This window comes from Falcatimonas sp. MSJ-15 (assembly GCF_018918265.1).
In the GTDB taxonomy this organism is placed as follows: domain Bacteria; phylum Bacillota; class Clostridia; order Lachnospirales; family Lachnospiraceae; genus Falcatimonas.
In genome coordinates this window covers 12,202-35,147 of sequence record NZ_JAHLQC010000011.1, presented here as the reverse complement: position 1 = coordinate 35,147, position 22,946 = coordinate 12,202, and the positions used below count along the sequence as shown (strand labels likewise).

28 protein-coding genes are annotated in these 22,946 nt (G+C 38.2%); 2 read left to right on the top strand and 26 right to left on the bottom strand.

What is annotated here, in order from left to right; genetic code table 11:
* Positions 1–4: 4 nt before the first annotated feature.
* From KQI85_RS16960 to KQI85_RS09575, 26 genes are all read right to left on the bottom strand, one after another.
* Positions 5–175 carry a helix-turn-helix domain-containing protein gene (locus KQI85_RS16960; protein ID WP_371820597.1) on the bottom strand — a complete coding sequence of 57 codons (171 nt, stop codon included), beginning with the start codon at positions 173–175 and terminating at the stop codon, positions 5–7.
* Between the two features lie 48 nt (positions 176–223).
* Positions 224–538 carry a transposase gene (locus KQI85_RS16585; RefSeq protein ID WP_216575892.1) on the bottom strand — a complete coding sequence of 105 codons (315 nt, stop codon included), beginning with the start codon at positions 536–538 and terminating at the stop codon, positions 224–226.
* 154 nt (positions 539–692) lie between these two features.
* Positions 693–1,019 (bottom strand): HIRAN domain-containing protein, encoded by a 327-nt coding sequence (locus tag KQI85_RS09690; protein ID WP_216575891.1) that lies wholly within the window; start codon positions 1,017–1,019, stop codon positions 693–695.
* Positions 1,020–1,249: 230 nt separating this feature from the next.
* A complete protein-coding gene (locus tag KQI85_RS09685) occupies positions 1,250–1,996 on the bottom strand; it encodes a GNAT family N-acetyltransferase (RefSeq protein ID WP_216575890.1) in 747 nt (248 codons plus the stop codon).
* A 146-nt stretch (positions 1,997–2,142) separates the two neighbouring features.
* The gene (locus tag KQI85_RS09680; protein ID WP_216575889.1) at positions 2,143–2,586 is read right to left on the bottom strand and encodes a GNAT family N-acetyltransferase; all 444 of its coding nucleotides are present in this window, start codon (positions 2,584–2,586) and stop codon (positions 2,143–2,145) included.
* An 84-nt stretch (positions 2,587–2,670) separates the two neighbouring features.
* Complete coding sequence (locus KQI85_RS09675; RefSeq protein WP_216575888.1) at positions 2,671–5,115, bottom strand: ABC transporter permease; 2,445 nt, start codon at positions 5,113–5,115, stop codon at positions 2,671–2,673.
* Positions 5,112–5,786, bottom strand: a complete 675-nt coding sequence (locus KQI85_RS09670; protein ID WP_015516197.1) for an ABC transporter ATP-binding protein — start codon at positions 5,784–5,786, stop codon at positions 5,112–5,114. The genes KQI85_RS09675 and KQI85_RS09670 overlap by 4 nt, the downstream gene beginning before the upstream one ends.
* Before the next feature lie 202 nt (positions 5,787–5,988).
* Positions 5,989–7,254, bottom strand: coding sequence for a sensor histidine kinase KdpD (locus KQI85_RS09665; RefSeq protein WP_216575887.1), 1,266 nt, complete (start codon positions 7,252–7,254; stop codon positions 5,989–5,991).
* Positions 7,230–7,919: a response regulator transcription factor gene (locus KQI85_RS09660; protein WP_055181289.1), complete on the bottom strand. Its 690-nt coding sequence runs from the start codon at positions 7,917–7,919 to the stop codon at positions 7,230–7,232. Before KQI85_RS09660 ends, KQI85_RS09665 begins: the two co-directional genes overlap by 25 nt.
* Positions 7,920–8,393: 474 nt before the next feature.
* Positions 8,394–10,055: a right-handed parallel beta-helix repeat-containing protein gene (locus KQI85_RS09655; protein WP_216575886.1), complete on the bottom strand. Its 1,662-nt coding sequence runs from the start codon at positions 10,053–10,055 to the stop codon at positions 8,394–8,396.
* 130 nt (positions 10,056–10,185) lie between these two features.
* Positions 10,186–10,335 (bottom strand): hypothetical protein, encoded by a 150-nt coding sequence (locus KQI85_RS09650; protein ID WP_216575885.1) that lies wholly within the window; start codon positions 10,333–10,335, stop codon positions 10,186–10,188.
* 105 nt (positions 10,336–10,440) lie between these two features.
* On the bottom strand, positions 10,441–10,830 hold the full coding sequence (locus tag KQI85_RS09645) for a DUF2577 domain-containing protein (protein ID WP_216575884.1): 390 nt from the start codon (positions 10,828–10,830) through the stop codon (positions 10,441–10,443).
* 3 nt (positions 10,831–10,833) lie between these two features.
* A complete protein-coding gene (locus tag KQI85_RS09640) occupies positions 10,834–13,455 on the bottom strand; it encodes a tape measure protein (RefSeq protein WP_216575883.1) in 2,622 nt (873 codons plus the stop codon).
* Positions 13,456–13,459: 4 nt separating this feature from the next.
* Positions 13,460–13,870, bottom strand: coding sequence for a hypothetical protein (locus tag KQI85_RS09635; protein WP_216575882.1), 411 nt, complete (start codon positions 13,868–13,870; stop codon positions 13,460–13,462).
* Positions 13,854–14,210: a hypothetical protein gene (locus tag KQI85_RS09630; protein ID WP_216575881.1), complete on the bottom strand. Its 357-nt coding sequence runs from the start codon at positions 14,208–14,210 to the stop codon at positions 13,854–13,856. Before KQI85_RS09630 ends, KQI85_RS09635 begins: the two co-directional genes overlap by 17 nt.
* A gap of 128 nt (positions 14,211–14,338) precedes the next feature.
* Positions 14,339–14,590 (bottom strand): hypothetical protein, encoded by a 252-nt coding sequence (locus KQI85_RS09625; RefSeq protein WP_216575880.1) that lies wholly within the window; start codon positions 14,588–14,590, stop codon positions 14,339–14,341.
* A 98-nt stretch (positions 14,591–14,688) separates the two neighbouring features.
* Positions 14,689–15,525 carry a hypothetical protein gene (locus KQI85_RS09620; RefSeq protein WP_216575879.1) on the bottom strand — a complete coding sequence of 279 codons (837 nt, stop codon included), beginning with the start codon at positions 15,523–15,525 and terminating at the stop codon, positions 14,689–14,691.
* A gap of 24 nt (positions 15,526–15,549) precedes the next feature.
* Entirely contained in the window at positions 15,550–15,987 is a 438-nt protein-coding gene (locus KQI85_RS09615) for a DUF4355 domain-containing protein (RefSeq protein ID WP_216575878.1), read from the bottom strand.
* 235 nt (positions 15,988–16,222) lie between these two features.
* Positions 16,223–16,390 carry a hypothetical protein gene (locus KQI85_RS09610; protein ID WP_216575877.1) on the bottom strand — a complete coding sequence of 56 codons (168 nt, stop codon included), beginning with the start codon at positions 16,388–16,390 and terminating at the stop codon, positions 16,223–16,225.
* A 174-nt stretch (positions 16,391–16,564) separates the two neighbouring features.
* Positions 16,565–17,152, bottom strand: coding sequence for a hypothetical protein (locus tag KQI85_RS09605; protein WP_216575876.1), 588 nt, complete (start codon positions 17,150–17,152; stop codon positions 16,565–16,567).
* Positions 17,153–17,499: 347 nt separating this feature from the next.
* A complete protein-coding gene (locus tag KQI85_RS09600; RefSeq protein ID WP_216575875.1) occupies positions 17,500–17,757 on the bottom strand; it encodes a hypothetical protein in 258 nt (85 codons plus the stop codon).
* Positions 17,750–17,920: a hypothetical protein gene (locus KQI85_RS09595; RefSeq protein WP_216575874.1), complete on the bottom strand. Its 171-nt coding sequence runs from the start codon at positions 17,918–17,920 to the stop codon at positions 17,750–17,752. The genes KQI85_RS09600 and KQI85_RS09595 overlap by 8 nt, the downstream gene beginning before the upstream one ends.
* Complete coding sequence (locus KQI85_RS09590) at positions 17,917–18,180, bottom strand: hypothetical protein (protein WP_216575873.1); 264 nt, start codon at positions 18,178–18,180, stop codon at positions 17,917–17,919. Before KQI85_RS09590 ends, KQI85_RS09595 begins: the two co-directional genes overlap by 4 nt.
* A gap of 221 nt (positions 18,181–18,401) precedes the next feature.
* Positions 18,402–20,312, bottom strand: a complete 1,911-nt coding sequence (locus tag KQI85_RS16955) for a DNA primase family protein (protein ID WP_216575872.1) — start codon at positions 20,310–20,312, stop codon at positions 18,402–18,404.
* 97 nt (positions 20,313–20,409) lie between these two features.
* Positions 20,410–20,589 carry a hypothetical protein gene (locus KQI85_RS09580; RefSeq protein WP_216575871.1) on the bottom strand — a complete coding sequence of 60 codons (180 nt, stop codon included), beginning with the start codon at positions 20,587–20,589 and terminating at the stop codon, positions 20,410–20,412.
* Positions 20,590–20,796 (bottom strand): helix-turn-helix domain-containing protein, encoded by a 207-nt coding sequence (locus tag KQI85_RS09575; protein ID WP_216575870.1) that lies wholly within the window; start codon positions 20,794–20,796, stop codon positions 20,590–20,592.
* A gap of 153 nt (positions 20,797–20,949) precedes the next feature.
* Here KQI85_RS09575 and KQI85_RS09570 point away from each other — a divergent pair, with 153 nt between their 5' ends.
* A complete protein-coding gene (locus KQI85_RS09570) occupies positions 20,950–21,390 on the top strand; it encodes a helix-turn-helix transcriptional regulator (RefSeq protein WP_216575869.1) in 441 nt (146 codons plus the stop codon).
* A gap of 177 nt (positions 21,391–21,567) precedes the next feature.
* On the top strand, positions 21,568–22,845 hold the full coding sequence (locus KQI85_RS09565; protein ID WP_216575868.1) for a site-specific integrase: 1,278 nt from the start codon (positions 21,568–21,570) through the stop codon (positions 22,843–22,845).
* Positions 22,846–22,946: the final 101 nt, after the last annotated feature.

Sequence of the window (22,946 nt, the reverse complement as noted above, 5' to 3'; positions counted from 1 at the left end):
AATCTTATCCTTTCTCTGAAAGTTCTTTTTCCAGTTCTAATATTCGTGCCATCATACCAATGATATATGGTGGGGGAGTACGTCTTTTGTGCTCCCAATCCTGTAATGTTGCTGTAGGTATGCCAAAGTAAGCAGAAAACTTACTTTGGCTCAATCCTGTACTTTTTCTTAATATACTATACTATAGGGAACTACCACATAATAGTCAACCATAATTTTACATTTACCATTGCTTTTCGATATATTCCTTTAGAATTTTTTCACTGACATTTCCAACTGAACATACAAAATATCCATCCGTCCAAAAGGTATGTTCTTTCCAAAAGAATTTAGAAAGATAAGTATGATATTTCTTCCAGATATGATAAGTGGTATAACTTTTCATAGTTCTAACAAGGTCGCATAAGTTGATACTGTAATAAGTATTTACTATGATTTTTAGATTTCCATTCGCCCATGACAAATCTCCTTTATTTGATTTATCGGCAACGGACGATTGCTTTAGAACAATCTGTTTATGATTGTCGCATTCATCCACTCACTTAGCTAAAGCTAACTGGATTTCTGCTAAATTACCTTTAAACGGGCTTTTTAACTAGTAATTATTAATGTTCTATATAACTTTAGATAATAGCTTACGTGTCATAGATTTTCTGACTAATGATTGATTTAATTTTTCTTTTATATTAGTCTTATCTAGATGTTACTTTGTCTTTCTCAATTCCTGTATCAGTAATCTTTGCAATAACACAGTCCTGAATAATTGCTACAATCTTGCCTTTAGCTTTGTCTCCAATCTTATCATACAGCCTTCCTGCACTCATTGATTCGCCTCTTACAGTATATGTACTGTTAGCAACATATCCACACTTTCCAAGACCTTTGACTTTTACCATAATTGCTTCACTGTCAAACTTATTATCCGGTTCTTTTTCAAGCTTAACTTTCATTCCTTTTTCCATGAACTTATTACCATAATAATGTCCACACCCTGCTATCGTAAAATACATCTTATCCATACCATATCCACCTTTCTTATCTTGATAAATCTTTAATTGATAGAGTTTTTTATTGTTTCTCTAGAATTATTTATCTAATTCTTTTCTATATCTAAAGATTATCATATAAGGTGTCCAATAAAAAGTATCTGTCAGAATCAACCTTTTTTGTTAATTACTTTAAAGAATCAACCTTTTTATTTTCTGCATAGAACAATTCCTATAAGCAGCAATACCAGGAATATAATTACTTAACTCTCCATTCTTTCTGTAATCAATTCCACCCATGCAACCTCAAATCCTGCTTTTGCAGCGACATGTTGTGATGCAAGATTTGAAAAACTTGTCCCATAATATGGCACGATTCCTTTTTTGAGGATGTCGGCTTTAAGTATTGATACAAGTCCCGATGCAATATGCCTACCCTCAAAATTCTTGTTCACATTGATTCCAATCTGCCAAAAAGAAGGACTATCAGCACTAGCTCCTGCCATGCCTACTATCTCATCATCTATAATTGCTGCAACTGCAAGTACATCCGGTGACTCTTCACTAAAACAAAATGCTTCATCAAACCTATCATCATCTTTAAATTGAAGAATTTCTTCCTGATTGTATTTTTTTATTTCAATACCATTTATTTCTTGCACATTATCATCCTTTGGAATAAAAAACGGATGAACTGTTTTAACTCTGCATCCTTCTTTCTGCAAAATTTCATCCAGTTTTCTAAAATTTGAAGCATCCATAAACCAATTACCTGATTTATTTAAAAATTGCTGTTGACATACATCAACAATGCTCTTTTTTCCTGTAAATATCAGCTTTCCATTTACTGCAATCACCTTTAAGATACATTCATCAGCTTCTTCAAAGATTCTCCTGCCTTCAAGTTTTTCATATTCCGTAAAATGATTTTTATCATCCTTTATATCCGAAACCTGACAACAATAGTCAATTGCTAACTGCTGATATAGTTTTTCTTTTATATAATCCATATCTCCATCACCTCTCACTACGATAAACTAATCATCCACTTGCTCCTCTTAAAAATACGCTTATATAGTATAACAAAAAGCAGGATGCGTAAAGGTTAAATGCGTAACCTGTCATAAAATTTGCATCCTGTTAAATGATAAAAATATTACTTTTCTTTCGATGTGTTGCAATGGAGCCATACCATTAAATAATCTTTTTCCCCGGTAGCCTCATCTAGGCCGCTATACTGAATCTCAAATCCTTCTCTCTGATAAAAAGATATGGCCAGTATATTTTTTTGATATACATTTAAAAGCAGTTTGCTCCTTGTATTCTTTACATAATTCAGCAGATTTTTGCCAATGCCCTGAGACTGCATTGCCTCAGAAACAAAAATGCCTTCTATATATTCACCATTCATTCCGATAAAGCCCTGTATCTCATTATTATCTTCATAGACGTAGACTGTTGCCTGCAACAGCAGTTCTTTCACAAGTTCCAAATTTCTTTTCCAATATTGAGCAGGGATAAAATAATGAGCCTTTATATTGGTATCCAACCATATATCTGCAACTATATCGATATCTGCTTTTCGTAATTCTCTAATCATAGTGAAAGCCCCTCCTTCAACTTCAAATCTGGAAGTTATCTATTTCTCCTCTTCGTTAAGACCTAGTTCATTACATATTACTTGCTATCCCTGATACCTTATTCTTTCAACCAGCGTTTCCTTTTTCAGATTACTGCTTAAAACGCATGAAAGTACAATCTGCAACAGACCGACCAAAAAAATCATAATAAAAATTGGTACGATTGGAACATGATAGATATTCATTCCAAATATTCCCATATGTTTTGCATAGGAAAAAAGTGCATAGCCGAGCGGCAGACCAATGATCAAAGCTACGCATATGGTACCAACCGTAAACATCAGTCCCTGTAACTGCAGGCATAAATTTAATTGTTTATTTGTCATACCCACAGCCTGTAATATACCATATTCCTGCTTTTTTGTCGTAATATTCATGATCATGGTATTCGCCATATTCATAAACCCGATGAGTCCTACAATAGCCATAAACAGATAACAGCCAAGCTTCATCATGCTGCTTGCAAATTCGGCAGATTGTAACTGCGCATGATAAGTATCCATTTTTATATGCGAAGTATTAGAAATCAAAGTATTCAGACTTTGTTCTACAGATGCCACATCTTTTTTATCACAGTCCACCCACAGATAGCCATAAGCTGTTCCTCTCGGATTCATGGAACGATATACACCTTCCGGAATGACAAGATAAGTGTCCGCACTTACAAAAGATCCTGCAATCTTTCCCTGATAGGTATAGGTTCCACTTCCATTCTCAAAGTCAAATGCAATGGATTCACCCGGAGCATATCCATCTTGTTCCATCCACGTTGACCAGCCAAAGAAAATATCACCATTCTTTACCGCCTGATCATAGTCCATAGAGCCAATATCCCCGTCCTGGCGCATAAAATCAAAATCCTTTTTACTCACAATATCAGCCGGAAATCTTGTTCCGTTCAGATTTACAGAGACAATCTCTCTCGTCATGACATCTGTTACTCCCGGAATGCTTTTGATTTCTTCAATCAGCGAATCATTCAATGGATCATCCGTAAGAATCGTATCCAGATTATTCTCCGGATATCTTTCATCATACTCAGCAGAATAGTCAAGCTGCAGTTCAAATTGTCCATGATTAACGGAAAGACGTGCTTCATGCTCCGTGTCAATATTTCCCACATAATTAGAGATAATCACAAACAATACGCAAGAAAAACCCATTGTGAGGATAGTACCAATAGTTCTTTTGGGATTACCCGTTACATTTGCCATTGCCATAGAAAACACGGTGACATTTTTTCTGCCATTTCGTTTTCCTTTTTTTTGTGTTTCTGCATTTTCTAAATACCGTGTTGCTTCGATAGGTGAAATCCGTGAAACAATTTTCATTGGTTTACGCAGTGCCAAAGCAACGGTAAGAAATGATACGAAAATACACAGAAGCATAACAGGCAGGGAAAACAGAGGCACCTGCTGATTTTGAACTTCCATAGAGCCAGTTTGGGTTGATACAAGGTTCCCCTGTTCTACCAGCCAGTTAAAACCGCATTTTGCAATCAGAAAGCCAAAAAGCAATCCAACCGGTATTGAAAAAAATGTCAAAAAAATGCCCTCTCTGAAGATCAGTTGTTTCATCTGCTTTTTTGTCGCTCCCAGAGCCTTGATTTTTCCATACTCCTGTATCTTGTTGGCAATACCGACCTGAAAAATATTATAAATGACCACAACAGAGAAAAGTACAATTGCAAGAATCAAAACCCCGCATACCGCAATCGTTTCATAACTCGGCTGCAAGACCCATTGCAAATAGAGATCATTGACTATAACGTTTTTTTCTTCGATCCCACAAGCTGCTGCAATCTGCTTTATAACCGAATCAATATTATTCATAGATACATTTGCAGAATCATTTAAAGTAAAATAAATATTATACTGTCTGTCATTCTCTGCGACGTGCTCATCATAAAACTCCTGTGACCCGAAAGCAACATAAGATGCCTCTATGGTATACTCATCCCGATCATATAGGATTCCGCTGACAACAAATTCTTCCGGCTTATATTCTGACTGCATCCCTGCGCGGTAATCCAGTGTAACCGTATCTCCGACCTTTACATCATCATATCCCATTTCACTAAAAAATGCTCTTCCTGCGGCAATTTCCTGCATTCCCCCCGGATACTTTCCTTCCTTTAACTCATATTCCTTATTATAGGGAAGCATTTTTCTTGCAGTCTCATCCATGCAGACAAAACCACCGTTTTCGTTGCCTTTTATGATGCCTTCTGTACACATAATTCCTATTGCATCTATTTCTGCACGGCGGCTTACTTCCTTTAACTGCGAGGCATCTGCTGCGACAAACAAACCATAATTGCTTCCATATGAGCCTGCCGCCTGACTTTTCTGTAAACGGATCATTCCATTTCCCACAGTACTGATAATCACAAGCAGCATCGTAGTCAGACATATGGACATCATAATCAGTATACTTCTTGTCTTGTTCTTTTTGTCATTGCTATATGCAATCCTGCTTATTGTCTTCATCTGAAATCCACCACCTGTCCATCCTCAATTACCAGAATACGATCAGCGACCTGTGCAATTTCGTCATCATGGGTAATCATTACAATTGTCTGTCCATATTTTTTTGCTGTCATCTTAAGCAGGGCGATTACCTCATCACTGGTCTTAGAATCAAGATTTCCTGTCGGCTCATCTGCAAATATAATTTCCGGACGATTCACCAGTGCTCTTGCAATTGCTACTCTCTGCTGCTGTCCTCCGGACAACTGATTTGGCAGATTGTAAATCCTCTTTTCAATCCCCAGAGTTGCAATGATATCATTTACATACGCTTCATCCACTTTTCTTCCATCCAGCCCCAGTGGCAGTACAATATTTTCCCAGACATTAACAGATGAAACCAGATTAAATGCCTGAAAAACAAATCCGATTTTTCTTCTGCGGAAAACAGCAAGGGCATCTTCCTTCATCCTGTATAAATCTTTCCCTGCTAAAATAACACTGCCTTTTGTCGGGGTATCAAGCCCTCCAAGCATATGAAGTAATGTACTTTTGCCGGAACCTGACTTTCCAACAATTGCAACAAATTCTCCCTGCTCAATCTGAATGTCCACCTGATTGACCGCTTTGACCTGATTCTCACCTGCGCCATAAAACTTACAAAGCTGCTTGGTTTCTAATATCACACTCATGTGTTGCCTCCTTTTCAATTCTGTAAAGAATTTGTCAGCTTACGCTGACCAGAATCACGTGCCAAGTCTCGCAGCTGCTCGACTTGAAATATTTCGTCATTTTTCAACCTACACCCAAATTATATCAGGACAATCTTTCATTTCACTTTCAAAAAATGAGCAGAACCCTTACAGAATTGTAAGATTTCTGCTCACTTAAAATTTAACCAACATATGGTAATTGAATCACAAACGTGCTTCCTTTTTTCTTTTTGCCGGAGGTTACCGTAATCGTACCTGCGTGTTTTTCGATAATTTCTCTCGATAGAAAAAGTCCGATTCCTGTACCACTCTTTTCCATGACCTCCCCAGAACTTCCTCTGTAAAATCGTTGAAAAATTTTGTGATACTCATTCTGCGGAATACCAATTCCCTGATCCTCAATTTCCATTCTTACAAGATCGTTTCTTTTTTGTAACCGGATAAATATTTTTGAACCACACGGACTGTACTTGATTGCATTATCTAAAACGTTGATCACAGCTTCACCAAGCCACCTTTTATCCTGCATAATCGTGCATGTTTCCAGCTCTTTTTCATAGTCAAAAACGAATTCAATTTCTTTCTCATCCGCTTTAGGATAAGTGCGGTTCACAGCAGATATGACAGTATCCATAAGCGGAAGTTTTTTCTTATTAATCTGAATCAGTCCAGTTTCCATCTTGGATATTTCAAGAAGCGACTGCAATAATGTCTCCAGTCCATCCAGAGCACTCCGACAACGGATACGAAACTCCTCCTGTTCTGTGGCACTTAAGTCATTCTGCATCAGCACACTAAAACATGTATCCAAAGCTGCAACCGGTGTCTTTAACTGGTGAGAAATATCAGAAACCATTTCTTTCGTATTCTCCTTTTCTGCCCTTGCTTCTTCCTTTATCAACTGAATATGATGTCCGATTGCTTCAAGCTGGTCATTCAATTTTTCCAGTTCTGCATGATTTTCCGTTTTCAGTAAATCATCAAATTTATTTTCACGGAATCTGATCAGAATTTCTTCCAACTGGTCTAAAATTTTTTGATGACACGCATCTTCTTTTTTCTTCCAATAAAGTAAAAAAGTCAAAAGAAGCACGCATATCACAGTGCTTACAGCACCGGTCACCATAACCTGATGCCGGAATTGCGAATAAAATGCATTCCCTTTATTCCCCCAATATCCATATTGCTCCAATAATCGCCTTCCCTGTTCGTTAGTTTCAATATCCTTATCCTTAAGCAATTCCGAAACAACATCCAGCCCGGAAAATTCTTCCTTTGCAGCAATCTCTGTCATAAGATTCATTTTATATTTATAATCTTCATAAAACACATACGTGGTAAAGCAATTTAATATTGCAAACAATAATATGACAGGTAATACCAATGAGAGCACTACTGTAATCTTCTTGCGATATCTCTTTGTCACTGCCTTACCTCCTGATTCCATATATACCCAAGACCTCTGATATTCTTTATATAGACCGGTGCAGCCGGATTGTCTTCGATTTTCTCACGGAGTCTTCTGATATTGACAGCGATTGTATTTTCATCCACAAAATCCCCTTCCAGATCAAACACATTTTCCAATATTTGTGTTTTTGAAAGAATCTGTTTCGGATTCTGAAGAAAAAAAGTCAGCATTTTCAACTCCGTTTTTGTCAGACTGATTTCACGACTCTTTATCAGGACTTTCATTTCTCCTGCGATAAATACGATATCTCCCGAAATCATCTTTCCGGCTTCCGTTTTCTCCTGTCTGCGGCGGAAATGTGCTTCTATTTTTAAAAGAAGTACCGAAAGACTAAACGGCTTTGTAATATAATCATCGGCCCCTGCTTCATATCCCATGACCTGATCCATCTCCTGATCTAGCGCTGTAAGGCAAATAATGTATGTATTATAATTGCATCTCATCCACCTTACAAATTCCAGTCCATTCCCATCCGGAAGATTCACATCACAAATGGTAACATCCACATTATGATCACTTGCAATTCTTTTCGCTTTTTTCACTGATTCTGCTGAAAAAACCTCATATCCGGATTTTTTCAGTGAAAATGTAATTCCACGATTTAAATTTTCATCATCTTCAACCACGAGTATACCTGGCATAGCATATGCACCTCTCTTTATTAACTATTCATCTTAAAATGCTTCAATGCCTCCACAATTGCACTTTCTTTATCTCATCATATGTTGCCTTAGTCTCTGCAGATGTTATGTACACATCTTCAAGTTCAATCGTGACACTAATATAATCATCAAATTTTTATTTTAATCTAGACAAGAGAACAACCGTCTCCACATGCCCCGTCTGTTGAAACTTCTGTTTTTCCGTATCTCGTACGCTCTTGTTAAACCTTGTAAGCCTTGAAAAATCAAGTTTTTTCAAATGTTCAGTGTTTCAATATCTTTGCAGTTCTTTGTATATCTTGTGGGGCGGTGGCAATAGGGTGGCAATGCCACCACTGAACACACCGCCCATTGTTTTCATCTGCTTCATCAGTATTTTACCATGCTACAACACCGCTGACAACTCATATAAGCGTTATATATGGCATTTCTACCCTATACCCTTATATTTTATCATTGACGGTCTTTAGGCTTCCTGACAAGGCATATAAGAATAGCAACCAACAACACCGCCTGAATAATCTGCAACCAATCCACGCTGCTGCCATTGGCTGAATCATCCACCACGGTCTGCTGCTGATCTGCATTGATGGTTATGTTATATTTTCCATCCACCAATTCAATCTTGCAGTCAACGCCCTTTGCATCAATACTAAAATTCTGCACCGGGTCAGCATCCTTGACCGCCTTGGGTGCTTCGTCAGTCTGTGTGACTGCATCCCAGTTATTGGGATAAACAATATATGTATTGCTTTCATGTTGTGGGGTGCTGTCCTGAATGGTTGGTTGTGATGTGTTCCCGGCTGCTGCCTGATAATAATTGTTTGTTGTATTAGTCGTTGTGGTGGTATTGGTGTCACCCGTACTGTTCACCTTTGAATTATCAACCCGGCTGTTTGAATTGTCCGTTGTTGTGGTGGTTGTGGTGCTGTTCACCGTGTCACTATTGCTGACATTGCTTGTATTGGTGCTTGAATTATCTGTATTTGTCACATTATCAGATTTTGACGGTTCAGTTTTATCATCAGGTTCTTCTTTTCCCGGTTTTGTCGGTTCAGGCGTTTCACTTGGTTCTGTTCCTGGTTCAGTTTCACCCGGTTTTTCCGGGTCTGTTGGTGTTGATGGTTCGGAAGGTTCTGACGGCTCAACCGGGTCTGTTGGGTCAGGTGTTTCCGGCTGCTTTTCTGAATAGTCCAATTTCAACAGTGCATTTTCATTTGTTGGGGTCACATCCGGGATATAAATATTTTCATCAAAATCATAGTCACATACCCAACCATTCACTTCAATATTGTCACTGCTGAACAGTTCATTGAGTTGTTCAACAGTATCTTTCAGAGTTGTCACACCTGAAACCTTTGTTGCGACATCAGCACCACCATTCACCGCACTATTTGCATATATTTTCGTGCCTATTATGGTCATATTCCCGGCATTGCTGACCCCACCGCCAAAATCATGTGCAGTGTTCCCGGTGATCTCACTGCCTGATATGGTACAGGTTGCAGCATACGAGCTGTTATAAACAGCACCGCCACAACTTACTGCACCACCATTTTTTATAATGCAGTCATTGATTTCAACCTGTGCATCACCATCTATGTTAATAGCACCACCCTCAAGGGCATAACAGTTTTCAAAAGTACAGGCATTGAACACACATGAACCTGATTGAACTTTTACCGCACCGCCAACACTTCCACTGCTTGAAAGATTTTCCTTGCTTCCAAAATTTTTGAACGTGCAATTTGTAAAGGTTGTTTCATGTTGGCTTGTTATCCAAGAATATGATGATACAATCCCACCACCGTCAAATGTTGTATTCATCACTTCTTCATGCGTATAACCAAAAATAATATAACCATCTGCTGACCCTCTTTCAATCGTCAGATGCTTGGAACTGCTGCCAATTTTAACAACATCACCCAAATCAACTACACCGTAAACAACAATTATGTCCCCATCCTGTGAATACTGCACTGCATTCTTAAAATCATACCAATCTGATACTACATGAACAGTTGGTGTTGTTTCTGCTTTTACTGCCATGCTTAACAGATTCACACATAACAGGCATACCACAAGCATACTAACCACAATCTTCTTTTTCTTCATCTTCTGAAACCTCCAAAATAATATTCCCCATGCAAAAGGGTAAAAGTATTATATCAGGGTTTCATATAACGCTTATATAAACGCTTGGTTTAATTGATTGATAACTTGTTAAGGTATTAAAAAAGCACGGTTATTTGACCGTGCCTACTGCATACTTTTTATCATATTTCTTTTTCATTTCCTGACGTTTCTTTTCTTCATCAGTGAATTTTTCCTTGACGGAATCCCCCATTGTTGTCATTCCTTCAATAGTCCCGTCATCTTTTCTTTTAATTTCCATAGATTGAACCACCTATTATAATCTTATGCTTCATCAGAATTGTAACACCTTCTAAGACAAAACAAAAGTCCCTGATCTGCACCAAGGACTTTTGCATTATCATTTTTATCCAATTCTATCCATAACAATGAAGTTTTGACCTTCTTGTTGTCTTATCAGAATAACGCCATCACCGACCGCCAAGCCATTGTGTACGGTAATGTCAATCGTTCCTACTGCATGAACGTGTGCGGGTGAAACAGGTGCAGTTCCTGAATTTACATCACCTGTATAGTAATAGTTTTTAATGTTTCCGGCTGTAATTTTTGTCTTGAAATCTGTCACATTTCTTGATAGAATCAACTGTTTTTCACCCAGTATCATCTTCTGTTCAACATTGATTTTCAGCGGTGAAGCACTCACCACTTCACCAAAATATACATTCACGGGTTTTGTTGATTCCATTGCATCAATCGCTGCCTGATGTACTTTCTTAACAATTCCATTTGCATCCATCTTTTATCTTGCCCCTTCCGTAATCGAATCTATTGCTTCACCCATTGCATCATCCAATGCGGTAATAAAACCGTCAATGTCTGTATCTGATGAAACATTATTATTGTTGGTTTGATTGATAGTTACTTCTGCGGTTGTGAACCTGTTAATGGCTTCCTGTTCCGCAATGTCACGCAAGTATTTCAATTCTTCCTCTGATACTTCCAAAGAATCCTTGATTTTACCTGTGTTATCGTCAATACTTCCAACACCGTCACCAATGCCGGAATTTGCTATTACATCATTGAAACCATCAGCATATGATGCCGGGTCAGGTACTTCCGTTTTACCAAACAAGTCTGACAAACTGAAATTTGATACTTTATCAGCAACGCCGTCACCCCAAGCTGCACCCGCATTGAAAGCATCTGATGCCCAACCGTCCTGAAACGCATCAAAGGTTGTGAAACCTTCATTGAACGCATCTGAAATACTGGTGTAGTCCTCTTTGTTTCCGGCTGCTTCACTTGCCTTGGCTGCATAGTCATCTGCTGCTGAACTGATGCCTGAATAATCAAAACTTACAAACGGCAACTTGTTCAAGGCTGCTGCTATATTTTCAATTACTGAACAGGCGGTTGATAACAGATTGTAAAACCATGACTGTACGTTGCAAATAGCATTGTGAAATGCCGTCATCATATTGGATGCAAGTGCTGCAATGGCGTTACCAATACCCAAGGCAATGTTTGCCACGGTAAGACCCAAATTCTTGAATAAAGCCCCTACCGTAAAAATACAACCCATTATGACACCGAATCCGCTGTTTGCAACTCCTGTCATCTTGGCTATTGCGTTACATACGGCAAAAATTATTGCAATAAGTGCGATCAGCAACATAATAATCCAAACAACAGGACACGCATATAAAGCACCGTTGTAACCCATCTGTGCAGCGGTTGCTGCCATTGTCTGCCCGGTAACTGCTGCCATAACAGCAATCTTTGCCGACATTGCCAATGAATGAATCATGCTTGCTGCTGCGGATGCTAACTCAATAGCTTTTACAATACCAAGGTACGCTGCATATACCGCTAACGCACCAATGACACCATAAATGATAGGACTAATCACTGACCAATTATCAGCAATGAAACCGCCTACTGTTCCGACAAGTTCAAAAATGTTTAATACAATATTTGCAAGTACTGCCATTGCTTCAATCGCACCATTTACAAAAGTTTGAACCGCCTGACTGTTCGCCAAATCGTTGATTCTTTGCAATACTGGACGGAACGCAACCAAAGCACTGTTTTTCATGCTCTGCCAAACATCTGCCCACGTCATAGGTAATGTTTCAAAGGCTGCGTTTGTCTGATCTGCTGCACCAAGCATTGCTGCAATAATTATATCAGATGTAACTTGTCCCTCTGCTGCAAGGTCTTTTAGTTCTCCTTGGGTAATTCCCATATATTCAGCAATCGTTTTTGTTACCGCTGAACCGTTTTCCATAACAGAAGTAAGTTCATCACCATTCAGGCAACCTTTGGCTAACGATTGCGTCAACTGTAACATTGCTGCACTTGCTTCCTGTGTAGATGCTCCTGAAAGTTTCATCTGCTTGTTCAACTGTTCAGCAAAAACAACAATCTGTTCTGAACTACTGAACGCATCACCCGCAAGATTTCCGATTTTGGCAACATTTGCAGCCATATCAGAAAATGAACCCCTTGAATTTTGTGCAGCAGCATAAACCATGTTAGTCAATTCTTCTGTTGATTGCAGATTGTCATTCATCAGATTCAATCTTGCCGTTGTGCTTGCAAGTTCATCAGAAATATCCAACGCCTTACCGACTGACTGAATACTGACATAGGCTGCAACTGCCCGTTTAATGGTGTTGGTCAGTTCATTTGCCTGTTGTGTTCCGGCTGAAATTTCCTGATTGAAACGCCCCTGTTCATCCACATTGTCACGGATATACCTTTCTGTGTTGCCAACAGCATTATTAAGCATATTCTGCTGTGTAACAGCCTGATTCAGTGATCTTTCTATTGCTGAAAGTTGCTGTTCAATTTCATTGCCACCTAAACCAAAAGGATTTTCTACTGAAAAGGCAAGGTTTGCTTGTATCTGCTCTATAAGAGCATTTACCCGTGACATTCTGTTAGTGACTTCATCCGGCAATACATCAACTGTTGCAGCAGTTTGGTCAATCTGCTGTTGCATTGATAATACATCATTCAGTTGATTTCTGATATTTTCGATACGTTGACCGATTTCACCTGTCGGGGGTGCGTTTGGCTGAATATCCAATGTTAAAGGTTCAGGATTTTCAACCAAAGGATCAGGAAGTACCGGGTTTACATCCACGTTAATCACCTGACCGTTTCCCCCATCCACAACAGGCTGTGCAACACTTGGTGCTGTTGGTCTGCTTGCTGCTGCACTAAGTTCATCCATAGCAGCAGTTGCTTGATTGATTTCTTCTGTTGCTGCCTGAATACTGCTTGTGTCAACATTTGAACTAACAGCCTGTGATGCTTCATATGCAGCAGCAGTCATGTTATACATAGATTCAACAACACCCTGTGCAACATTAGAAAAATTGTCCTGTAAGACAATACCTGTTTGAATGGATGACATTCATTCACCTTCTTTCTAAAAATTTCTTTACTTTATTTTTGAATTTATCTAAAAGTGTCTGCTTGGGTTGGCTTGCAATATATTCAGCCTTTACACACCGTCTTTTTATTTCCCACTCCAACACATTAAGATACATTTTTACATACGCATCAGGCGTTTCCACCTTCTGCATCTTCTGCCGTGCATATTCCAGTTGTTCATCTGTATGCCCCATAACACGCAACAGCATCTTTCTTGTGACTTCATAAGCCGGGGCAGCGGTATTCAAAACCAAAATACCCTGATTAGTCAGATAAATTTCTTTATCCAATGATGTCCCCGGTAACAGAGTCAGTTCTTTAATATACCCGGCATGAACATAATGCTGATTGACACACCAAAGATTTTCATTCACAACTTCAATGTTCCCGTTCATGCTGTCCCCCTGTTCCAACCAGTGCATCTACTTCTGTAATGATCTTCTGTAATTTGCTGATGTACGGTCTTAACAACTGCTGACAGTAAACAGAATTTTTGATGTGTTTCTGATATTTTCCACTTGCTTCTTTCAGTTTCAGAAGTTGTAATTGAATCATTTCCATAAGCACTGAACTTTGTTCAATGGCTGTTTTTCTTTCAGGTGTCACCCAGTCCTTTGTGATCTTTCCGGCGGTGTCCTTCTGTATTACCTTCATCAGCCGTTCAGCCTGAATTGAATACCCAAGGCACACATTTTCAAATCGTTTCTTATTATCCATGAAAAGATAGTTGTTCACCTTGACCTGTTTTTTCACTGCATTTTGAGATGTGCAGTTTTCAATGTGTTTTATTTCCTTCCTGTTGTGGCGTACTGTTTTCATCATTTCTTTGCCCTTTCTGACCTCATATAACCGCCATATAGCAATTATTTGTTGTCCTGTGCTGAATTGTCTGTCTGTAATATTTCAATCGCACTTTGAAGCAGTCTAATCAGTTCCTGATTTCCTTTATTGGCTGCCAAATCAATGCTGACGGTCTTACCTATGCGCTTCTGACCATCCTTGTCTGTGAACTGCGGTTTTGATACCGCCAATCGCTGACCATTGCGATATAAACGAAATTCACCGCTTATCACAGTTACTAAATCCGGCTGTTCTGTTTCATAGAATTTATTCATATTCTGTATTTCCTTTCCGTTCAAATAAGAGTGCAACATTTCCCATATTCAAATACACCCCGGACTATCCACAAAAGTCCGGGGTATTTTATCAAAAATTATACTGTTGCCTGATAGTAAATAGCCTTTGCCTTGTTCTCAAGTACAAAAGAATCATAGGCAATTCTACCTTCTACCAATGAACCGCTGATACCTGGTGCATCCTCATGTACCTTGTATTCGCTTAATTTTGTCGGTGATACAGTTGCACAAGGGTGTGCGACCATAAAACCAAATTTCTTTGGTAATCTTGTAGCCGGAACTTTTACAACTAGTGCCCCGTCGATCATAGCCACAACGCCCTTTAATCTCAAATCATTACCAATGTCTGTTTCCATGATAATGTCCTTGCACTGCTTAATCAGAAGATATGTGTCAGGCGTAACAACAATAATTCTTCCATTTTCCGGCACTTCTGCATTATCTAATGCAGTATTCGCCTTTAAGATTTCTGTGCAAATATTTTCTTTTGTAAGTTCAACCGCTGTTGGCTTAATTCCCGCACCAGTACACATTTTTGAATAAGTGTGAGTATCTACTTCAGGAATAACTTTCTCACGCAACTGTCTTGAAAGTGCAGTGCTTGCCTTTAATACACCGCCTGTTTCGTTTTCATCCAATTTGTCGATTGCAAATGTGAATGATCTGTCTTTGCTAAGTGTGAATTCCTCTGTTGTGGCATCCAAGCCCTGAATCACTCCATATCTTGACTGATTTCCTGAACTACCGTCTCTGTCATAGTCTGACATTTCAGCTGTAGACACCTTATACACTTTTACTGTCTTTGCACCATCAAATTCAAAGTCCTTATTTGTCAGTAATGATGTTTTACTTTCCGTAGTAAACATTTCATCTACATACGGTAAAAATTTGGTTACTAAATTGATAACTGCCATAGTTTAACGCTTCCTTTCTTTTCGTCAGCGAAGCCCCATAGCCTTTCTAATATTAAGATCGTCTGCATCCCCATCCCCCGCATTTACTGGGGATGTTGGTACACCCGGTGTGAAACTCTTAAATTGTATTGACTTAGTTGCATTCGCTTTATACTCATTAAATACTGTTTCTATTGTTGAAATGCTCTTTTTCAATGTTTCTTCATCCTTACAGTTCAGAGCATCAAATAACTGTACAGGTAGTCCTTTTTCTGATAACATTTCCTTTGCAGACATATGAAGTTCACGCTGCGCAAGTTCCTGTTCCCTTTTTGCAAAATCTGCATCACCGTTATTCTTTGACTTTTCTTTTGCAAGTCTTTCCTGAACAATACGGTTCACATCTTCCTGTGTAAAGGTTTTTTCCCCTGTTTCCTGACTGGTTGCCGGGTCTGCATTCTGATTCATGTTTTTTTCTTCCATGATTTTCTCCCTTCTTTTTACGTCCGAAGTTGACTAAATTTACCAAACAAAAAAGGCATGAGCATAACTGACCAAATCAATCAAAAATCAGTTATTCCCATGCCTTAACAATCCAAAATTAAAGCTAACACTACATCAAGAAAACAGTTAAAATCATGTAGTGCGGTACTCATGCCGTTATTCTGTTGTATATATTATTATACTATATTTAGTGGTTGTAGTCAATAAATACAGCTTATTTTGTATATTCTTTAGGCTTGGGGATAGTTAAAACAGTATGCAAAAAACCATCTTTTGGTGCTGTTTCTTTTACTTTGGCATCAGGGAAAAGTTTTTTCACTATTGCTTCATGTTTTGCCTTTTTCTCTTTTTCATTCTCTGCATATGTAACTTTAATTTTCATCTTCATCATCCTTTCTGTCAGGGTTTCAACAGTGTAACCATTAGGAAACCCCAACCATTCAAAACCGCTATTTTCCTATGTTTCTTGTCATCCGGCAGCACCTAAAACCAAGCATTTGCCACCCTGATGCCACCAACACACGCTTTTTAGGGTGTCAGAAATGTCACTATGCCATTATTTCAGTATGCTTTTAACTGACGGAATGATGATCTGCTGTCCTGTTTCCCAGTCATAAAAATATTCTTTCAGTTCCATCAGGCTACACTTTTGCAACAATGGATGCTTTCCACTGGTCACCAATCTGATTGTCTTTGCACTGTATGTTGTTTTACAGATGATTCCTTGAAATCTCATGTTTTCCAATGCTTGCAGCACTATCACATAATTTCTGAATTTCTCCCGGTGCATCCTACTATCAAGAACGAAATCCAAGTAATTGAACGGGAAATCAAACTGAATGTCATGTGCAGCAGCATATTTTTTCATTCTGTATGCTATTTCATCATAACCGCCCTTGGTGTTGTTCTGTATTCCGGTGTATTTCACACCGCTGCACACCCGGCATTTCAAGCTGTTCCCGGTAATATACAAATACTGAACATTCTTTGAACAATACGGACATACAAAAAACCGTTTCTTTCCGAACCCAGTATTTTGATATGCAAGCATCAGATCATGCTTTTTACCGATCACATCCAAAGTGACCTGAATAGCATTGTCTTTAATTTTTCCCTTCAAATCTCTTACATCAATTCGTGTCATCAAATCACCTTCTTTCTGCATATGCCTTTTTAGGGACTGACAAATCTGACAATACGCACGTGTGCGCGAACAAAACCCTAAATACTAACTTTATTTTCAACCATCAATTTTGTAATATCCCAATATAGGGCATTTTTCACTTTTAATACTTTCCCGATTTTGTTTCACTGATTAAAAAAATCTGAAATTTATGTTTTCCAACTCACGATTTATGTAAAATTATTCAACTTTTTTATTCAAAAATCATTTAAAACTGATACTTGATAAAACAAATTGCCACATGATAAACTATGGTTGTTCAGGTCATGTGTTTACCATGTGGCAAGCCCCTTGTATAGTCCTTATGATTATTCAGGGGCATTTTCTGTTATTGTCACTAACTTTAACACCTGTTCAAATTCTTCATGTCTTAAATGGGAAAGTTCAACCATTCCATTCAGTAAAGACCAAAGTCTATCTATATGTTCCTTTGCCCTTTCTGCATCATCTATTATGTCACTGCATACGAGTTCACCTGTCATATATTCAGCAAGTTCAATCATAGACATGAGATAATCAAAAGATATTGCAAGATTGTTTAATTTTTCATAGTCCTGTCTATTCATCAGCTTCACCTTCTCTTTCTTTCAAATCCGACATTTTACTACCAGTAAGTGCACAAACATAAGTATATGCAAGCTGTGTTTCTCTTGGTTTGTCTTTTAACATTGCACACATATCAAATACCATTTTCTTCCAATCTGTGTTTACCTCTAAAGTTTTCTTCATGATCTACCACCTGATTCCTTTCTTTGCTTTTTGATAAATTCAATTTCAATTTCTGCATCACCTACTAACGAATAAAACTCTTTAAATATAGGCAGCAGTTTCATATACATTTCATCACTGCAAGTACACAATTTTTCAGCAATATCCAACACAATCATGAAAGTTTCCACTGTTTCCGGCTCTGCATTATTCAATAGAATAAAATGTTTATTCTGCCTGTCTATGTATGGATGTTTAACAATAGCTTCATACTGATTCATATTTTTTCACCAATCCTTTCTATGCTTGGCACTATTCGGGTACTGTTGGCACTATTTAAGGGGTAAATTATATTATTTTTATATTTTTTACTTATGTAACACAACACACAAAAAAATATATTAAAGAGTTCACCCAAACAGTGCCATACAGTGCCACATTGATTTTTATTGTTTTTTAACCGTACCGTATAACAGTACCTAACGGTAGCCATACAGTGCCACTATTCAGAAAACATTTTGATTGACTTCCTTTTCTTTCCTGTTCCTATATGTCCGGTTATGATTTTTGTTCCCAATGTTCGGTTAATGCTCTTTGAAAATGTCAGGTTACTTCCCGGCTGAAATCCACTGTCAGCACAAAATACCTGATACCTTTTATAAACATCAGCAGTTGGTTCATTGATAATGCTTTCCTTTCCTACTTCATCAATAAATGCAAGAATAGGGTTGTTTTCCCTCTCATAGCTTTCCTTCTGCTGCTCTGACTTTGCCGGAATTGTAAAGGATTTATTTTTCAAAACATCTGCAAGCCCATCCAAGGCGCACTGTATGAAATACTCTATATGTTCCGGCTGTTCTAGTTTGTACCTGATAAGTGGATCATAGTCAGGGGTATCTTTTGTAAATTTCCCATTCAAAGGGATAAATAACAACCTTCTAAGCACTGCCCCGGTAGGGTCTTTCATGTGCGGTATATCATTTGCTGAATAAATGTGCATTGCATAAGATGCAAAGTTAATTGGTGGTTTGCCTTTTTCCTCTGCTTGAACTTCTTCACCTGTTACCAGTTTTTTAAAAATTGAAGTATCTGCAATATACACATTTGATATATCATCACCGATATTTGCCAACTTACCATATAGTGTAATTGTAATAAACCTGTTCCCAAGAGTACCTATATCAGCAGCAGAGTAATTATTTTTTCCAAGCATACATTCTACTAAATGAATATACGTACTTTTCCCGTTATGCTTGTCCCCCACCAGTATAGCAGCCATACCACCACCAACAGCAGCCGATCTGTATAGACACGCCCCGGCAACTTCTTCTAATGAATATCGTATGTCTTTATCACCACATGACAATTTATCAAGCATACTATCCACTAAATCTGATTTTGCATCAGGGTTATAGTTCCAAGGTATTTTATTTGTAATGATATACTGTGGACTGAACTGCTCTAAACTGTCAGTGTTCAGGTTATATACTCCATTCTTGAACGCTATCAAATTCAGATCTGCATTTCTTTCTTCCCCAACACACACTACATTTAGGTATTTCAGCACCTCATTCCTTTGATTGGATGTCAGGGAAGGAATCTCCCTCACCATTGCCCTTTCAATCGCATCATAACCGGGTACATAGATACCATTTTCATAAATATGAAGCTGACCATTGATTTTTTTCACATGGTACAGTGTCCTGATATGTTCTGCAAATTTGTCATGCGAAAACTTGTTCTTTGTGAAGAAAACCGACTTCTTAAACGCTTCATCCCTAAGAATCACATCCAGTTCTTTTTCTTCCAGTGGTTCAGCAAGCACATACTGGTTGATTATCCTGATTGTATCCTTAATATCATCTTCATCAAGTCCGGCATTCTGCAAAGACAGGATATAGGCGTACAATGTGCTGTTCCTACCGTCACCCTCACCCATATTCGTAAAATCTATGCTGCACTTTGGCAACGGTGTAAAATACTTGGGTAATTCCTGATAAGGCTGTTCATTATAAATTGGTGTGCGTTCAACACCGTTGAACCTTAAACACTCACCCGGCAATGAATAACCGGGGTGAAAATCTACCACAACACCACAGGCAAGCATTACTTTGTCTGACTTTTTCAGTGACATATTACTGTTAATCATCAGTACATGAACACCTCTGCCACCTTTTCGATCTGTCATATAGCAAGCTAATTTCTCCCCTTTGATGATATTCTGCAAAATCTCATTATGGGGTTCTTCATCTGCATCTATAAGTACTGTATTAGGTTTCATTATTCCGCTAAAACCATCAAAAGTATCTGCTTCTGATAAAGTTAAAAGGTGCGGATTTCTACCGGGGAACTTCTTTCCCTTCTGATTCTTCACAAAGCCTTTGTAAAGCCCTGTTTCATCAAAATCTATCACTTCATTTTCACCGCCTTCCTACTTATATTTTTTATTCGTTTTAACATTCATTCCTTGGTTAGTTGTCTAGGTTACATCTTCTAAGGTGCTGCAACACCTATTTACTGATATACTTTTGATATTTTTCTTTAACAGAATCAGTAACACCACTTTTATAAATTTTTCGGATGTCACTGATAGTTTCATCTTTCAAAAGTTTCAGCCAATCAATTAAATCTTTGCTACTATTGGCAAAGCTGCAACATTTACCATTAGCGTATTCAATCCGGTATCTCATTCAATCACCGCCCTCTAAATCAATCAGACTTTCTACTGGTACATCAAGTGCTTTGGCAATTTTGCCAACTGTTGCGGGCTTACAGTTATTCCCGGCTGAAATTCTTCTGTATGTCTGATATTGAATATTTACCACTTTACATAAATCATATGGATTCATACAAGCAGTAGCCAAGGCAATCTGTAATTTAGAATTGTTAATTTTCAATGTGTCTACCTCTCTTTCATTTTCTATTGACAGATATTTGTTTATCTGTTATAGTCACTTTATCAGATATTTGTTTATCTGCCAATAGATGTTTTTTTATCTGTTATTTTTTCATCATTTATGATATACTCGAACATAGAAGGTGGTGAAAAAGTGACAATAGGTGAAAATATACGAAAAATCAGAAAAGAAAAGGGGTTGACCCAAAAAGCACTTGGTAAACTATGCGGAATAAATGAAGCCAATATAAGAAAATATGAAATAAACTCAAACATAACCCCCCAACTAAAGACTATAGAAAAAATAGCAACCGCCCTAGAAGTAAAAGTTGCTGATTTAATGGGGATATCTGACTATTTGGATGAAGTGGAAAAGGAAATACATGAAACAACTTCATTCAAAGATTATTTAGGTATTTTAGGCTATGAAATACATGAAAGCCCTTATAATGATAAATGGGTGATCAATATTAAAAATTCCAATACTGAAGTCTATATCAGCCGTGAAGAAATGGACACATTAGAACGTACTACCAAAGAAAACATTGATTTGAGAATCACCAAATATATAAGTGATGGAAAACATAATCAATAAAGTATATTTTTAATCAATGTAAATAATGCTAAAAACCGCCCCGGTTGCAGCCGGAACGGTTTCAATAGATGTAACCCATAAACCATATAAAGGAATATGTGATACTTCCAAGACAGATACAGTATAGCACATTCCTTTGTTAAATGCACCATTTTTTAGAAAGGATGTGCTTATTTTATGAAAGGTTCAGTAAGAAAAAGAGGTTCAACATGGTCATACTATTTTGACCTTGGAAAAGTTGACGGAAAACGCAAAAGAAAGGAAAAAAGAGGTTTTCGCACCAAGAAAGAAGCAGAAGCAGCACTTGCCAAGGCTCTGAATGAATACAACAATGCGGGAGCAGTTTTTGAACCTACTGAAATCACGGTTGCTGACTACCTGAACCAGTGGTTTGACCTGTACTGCAAGACCAACCTGAAATATAATACACAAGTCGGTTATTTGCGAATCATTCAGGGGCATTTGATTCCCAAGTTTGGCGTGTACCGCCTGAAAGCGATCACCCCGGCAATATTACAGGAATATGCCGTTGAACTGAAAATGAACGGTAATTCTAAAAGTCACATGATCGGCATTTTGTCCGTATTCAGTGCAGCGTTGAACTATGCTGTTGAACCAATGCACTACATCACTTCAAACCCTATGCAGTATGTCAAATTTCCCAAGGTTGAAAAAGCACCAAGAGAACGCATCATTTTGACCTTGGACGAATGGCAGCGAATCATTGACCGTTTCCCGCCTGATTCCCGTTATCATATTCCGCTTATGATCGGTTTTTATACTGGTTTGCGTATCTCTGAAACCTTTGCCCTAACTTGGGATGATATAGATCTTGATAACCGCACCATCAGCGTCAACAAACAGATTGTAAAGCGTAACTTTGGGGCAGATGTTAGAAAGGTTGTTGAACAGAAGGGAAAGAAAGAACAGCGATCATCATGGTATTTTGGCACAACCAAAACAGTCACATCAAACCGAACTGTGAAGTTTGGTGAAACTCTATACCGGGCATTAAAGGCTGAAAAGGTCAGACAGGCAAAGAATGAAATGAAGTACGGTGAATATTACACCATCCATGTCATCAAGGTTGAAAAGGATGAAAAAGGCAACGATATGAAGCGTATAGTTCCAATTCAGAAATGTGTCAATACGCCTTTGCCACGGGTTCACATGGTCTGCATTGCAGAAAATGGTCAATATACTTCAACCGATTCCTTCAAGTTCTGTTCAAGGGTCATTCATAAAGAACTGCTGCTTGCCTTTGATTACCATTCATTAAGGCACACCCACGCCACACTGCTGATTGAAAACGGTGCTGATGTAAAGGATGTTCAGACCCGGTTGGGACACACCAACATTGAAACCACCTTGCAGACTTACGTGCATGATACCGAAAAGATGGTTGAACGCTCTGTTGATCTGTTTGAACAGCTCACACGGGCAAAAACATCATAATAACTACATATAGACCTGAAAAAGCACTGAATCCGTCAAAAGTTCAACGGGTTCAGTGCTTTTCTTGTGTTCAGTGAAGTTTTTTAGAATTAGGGTGGCAA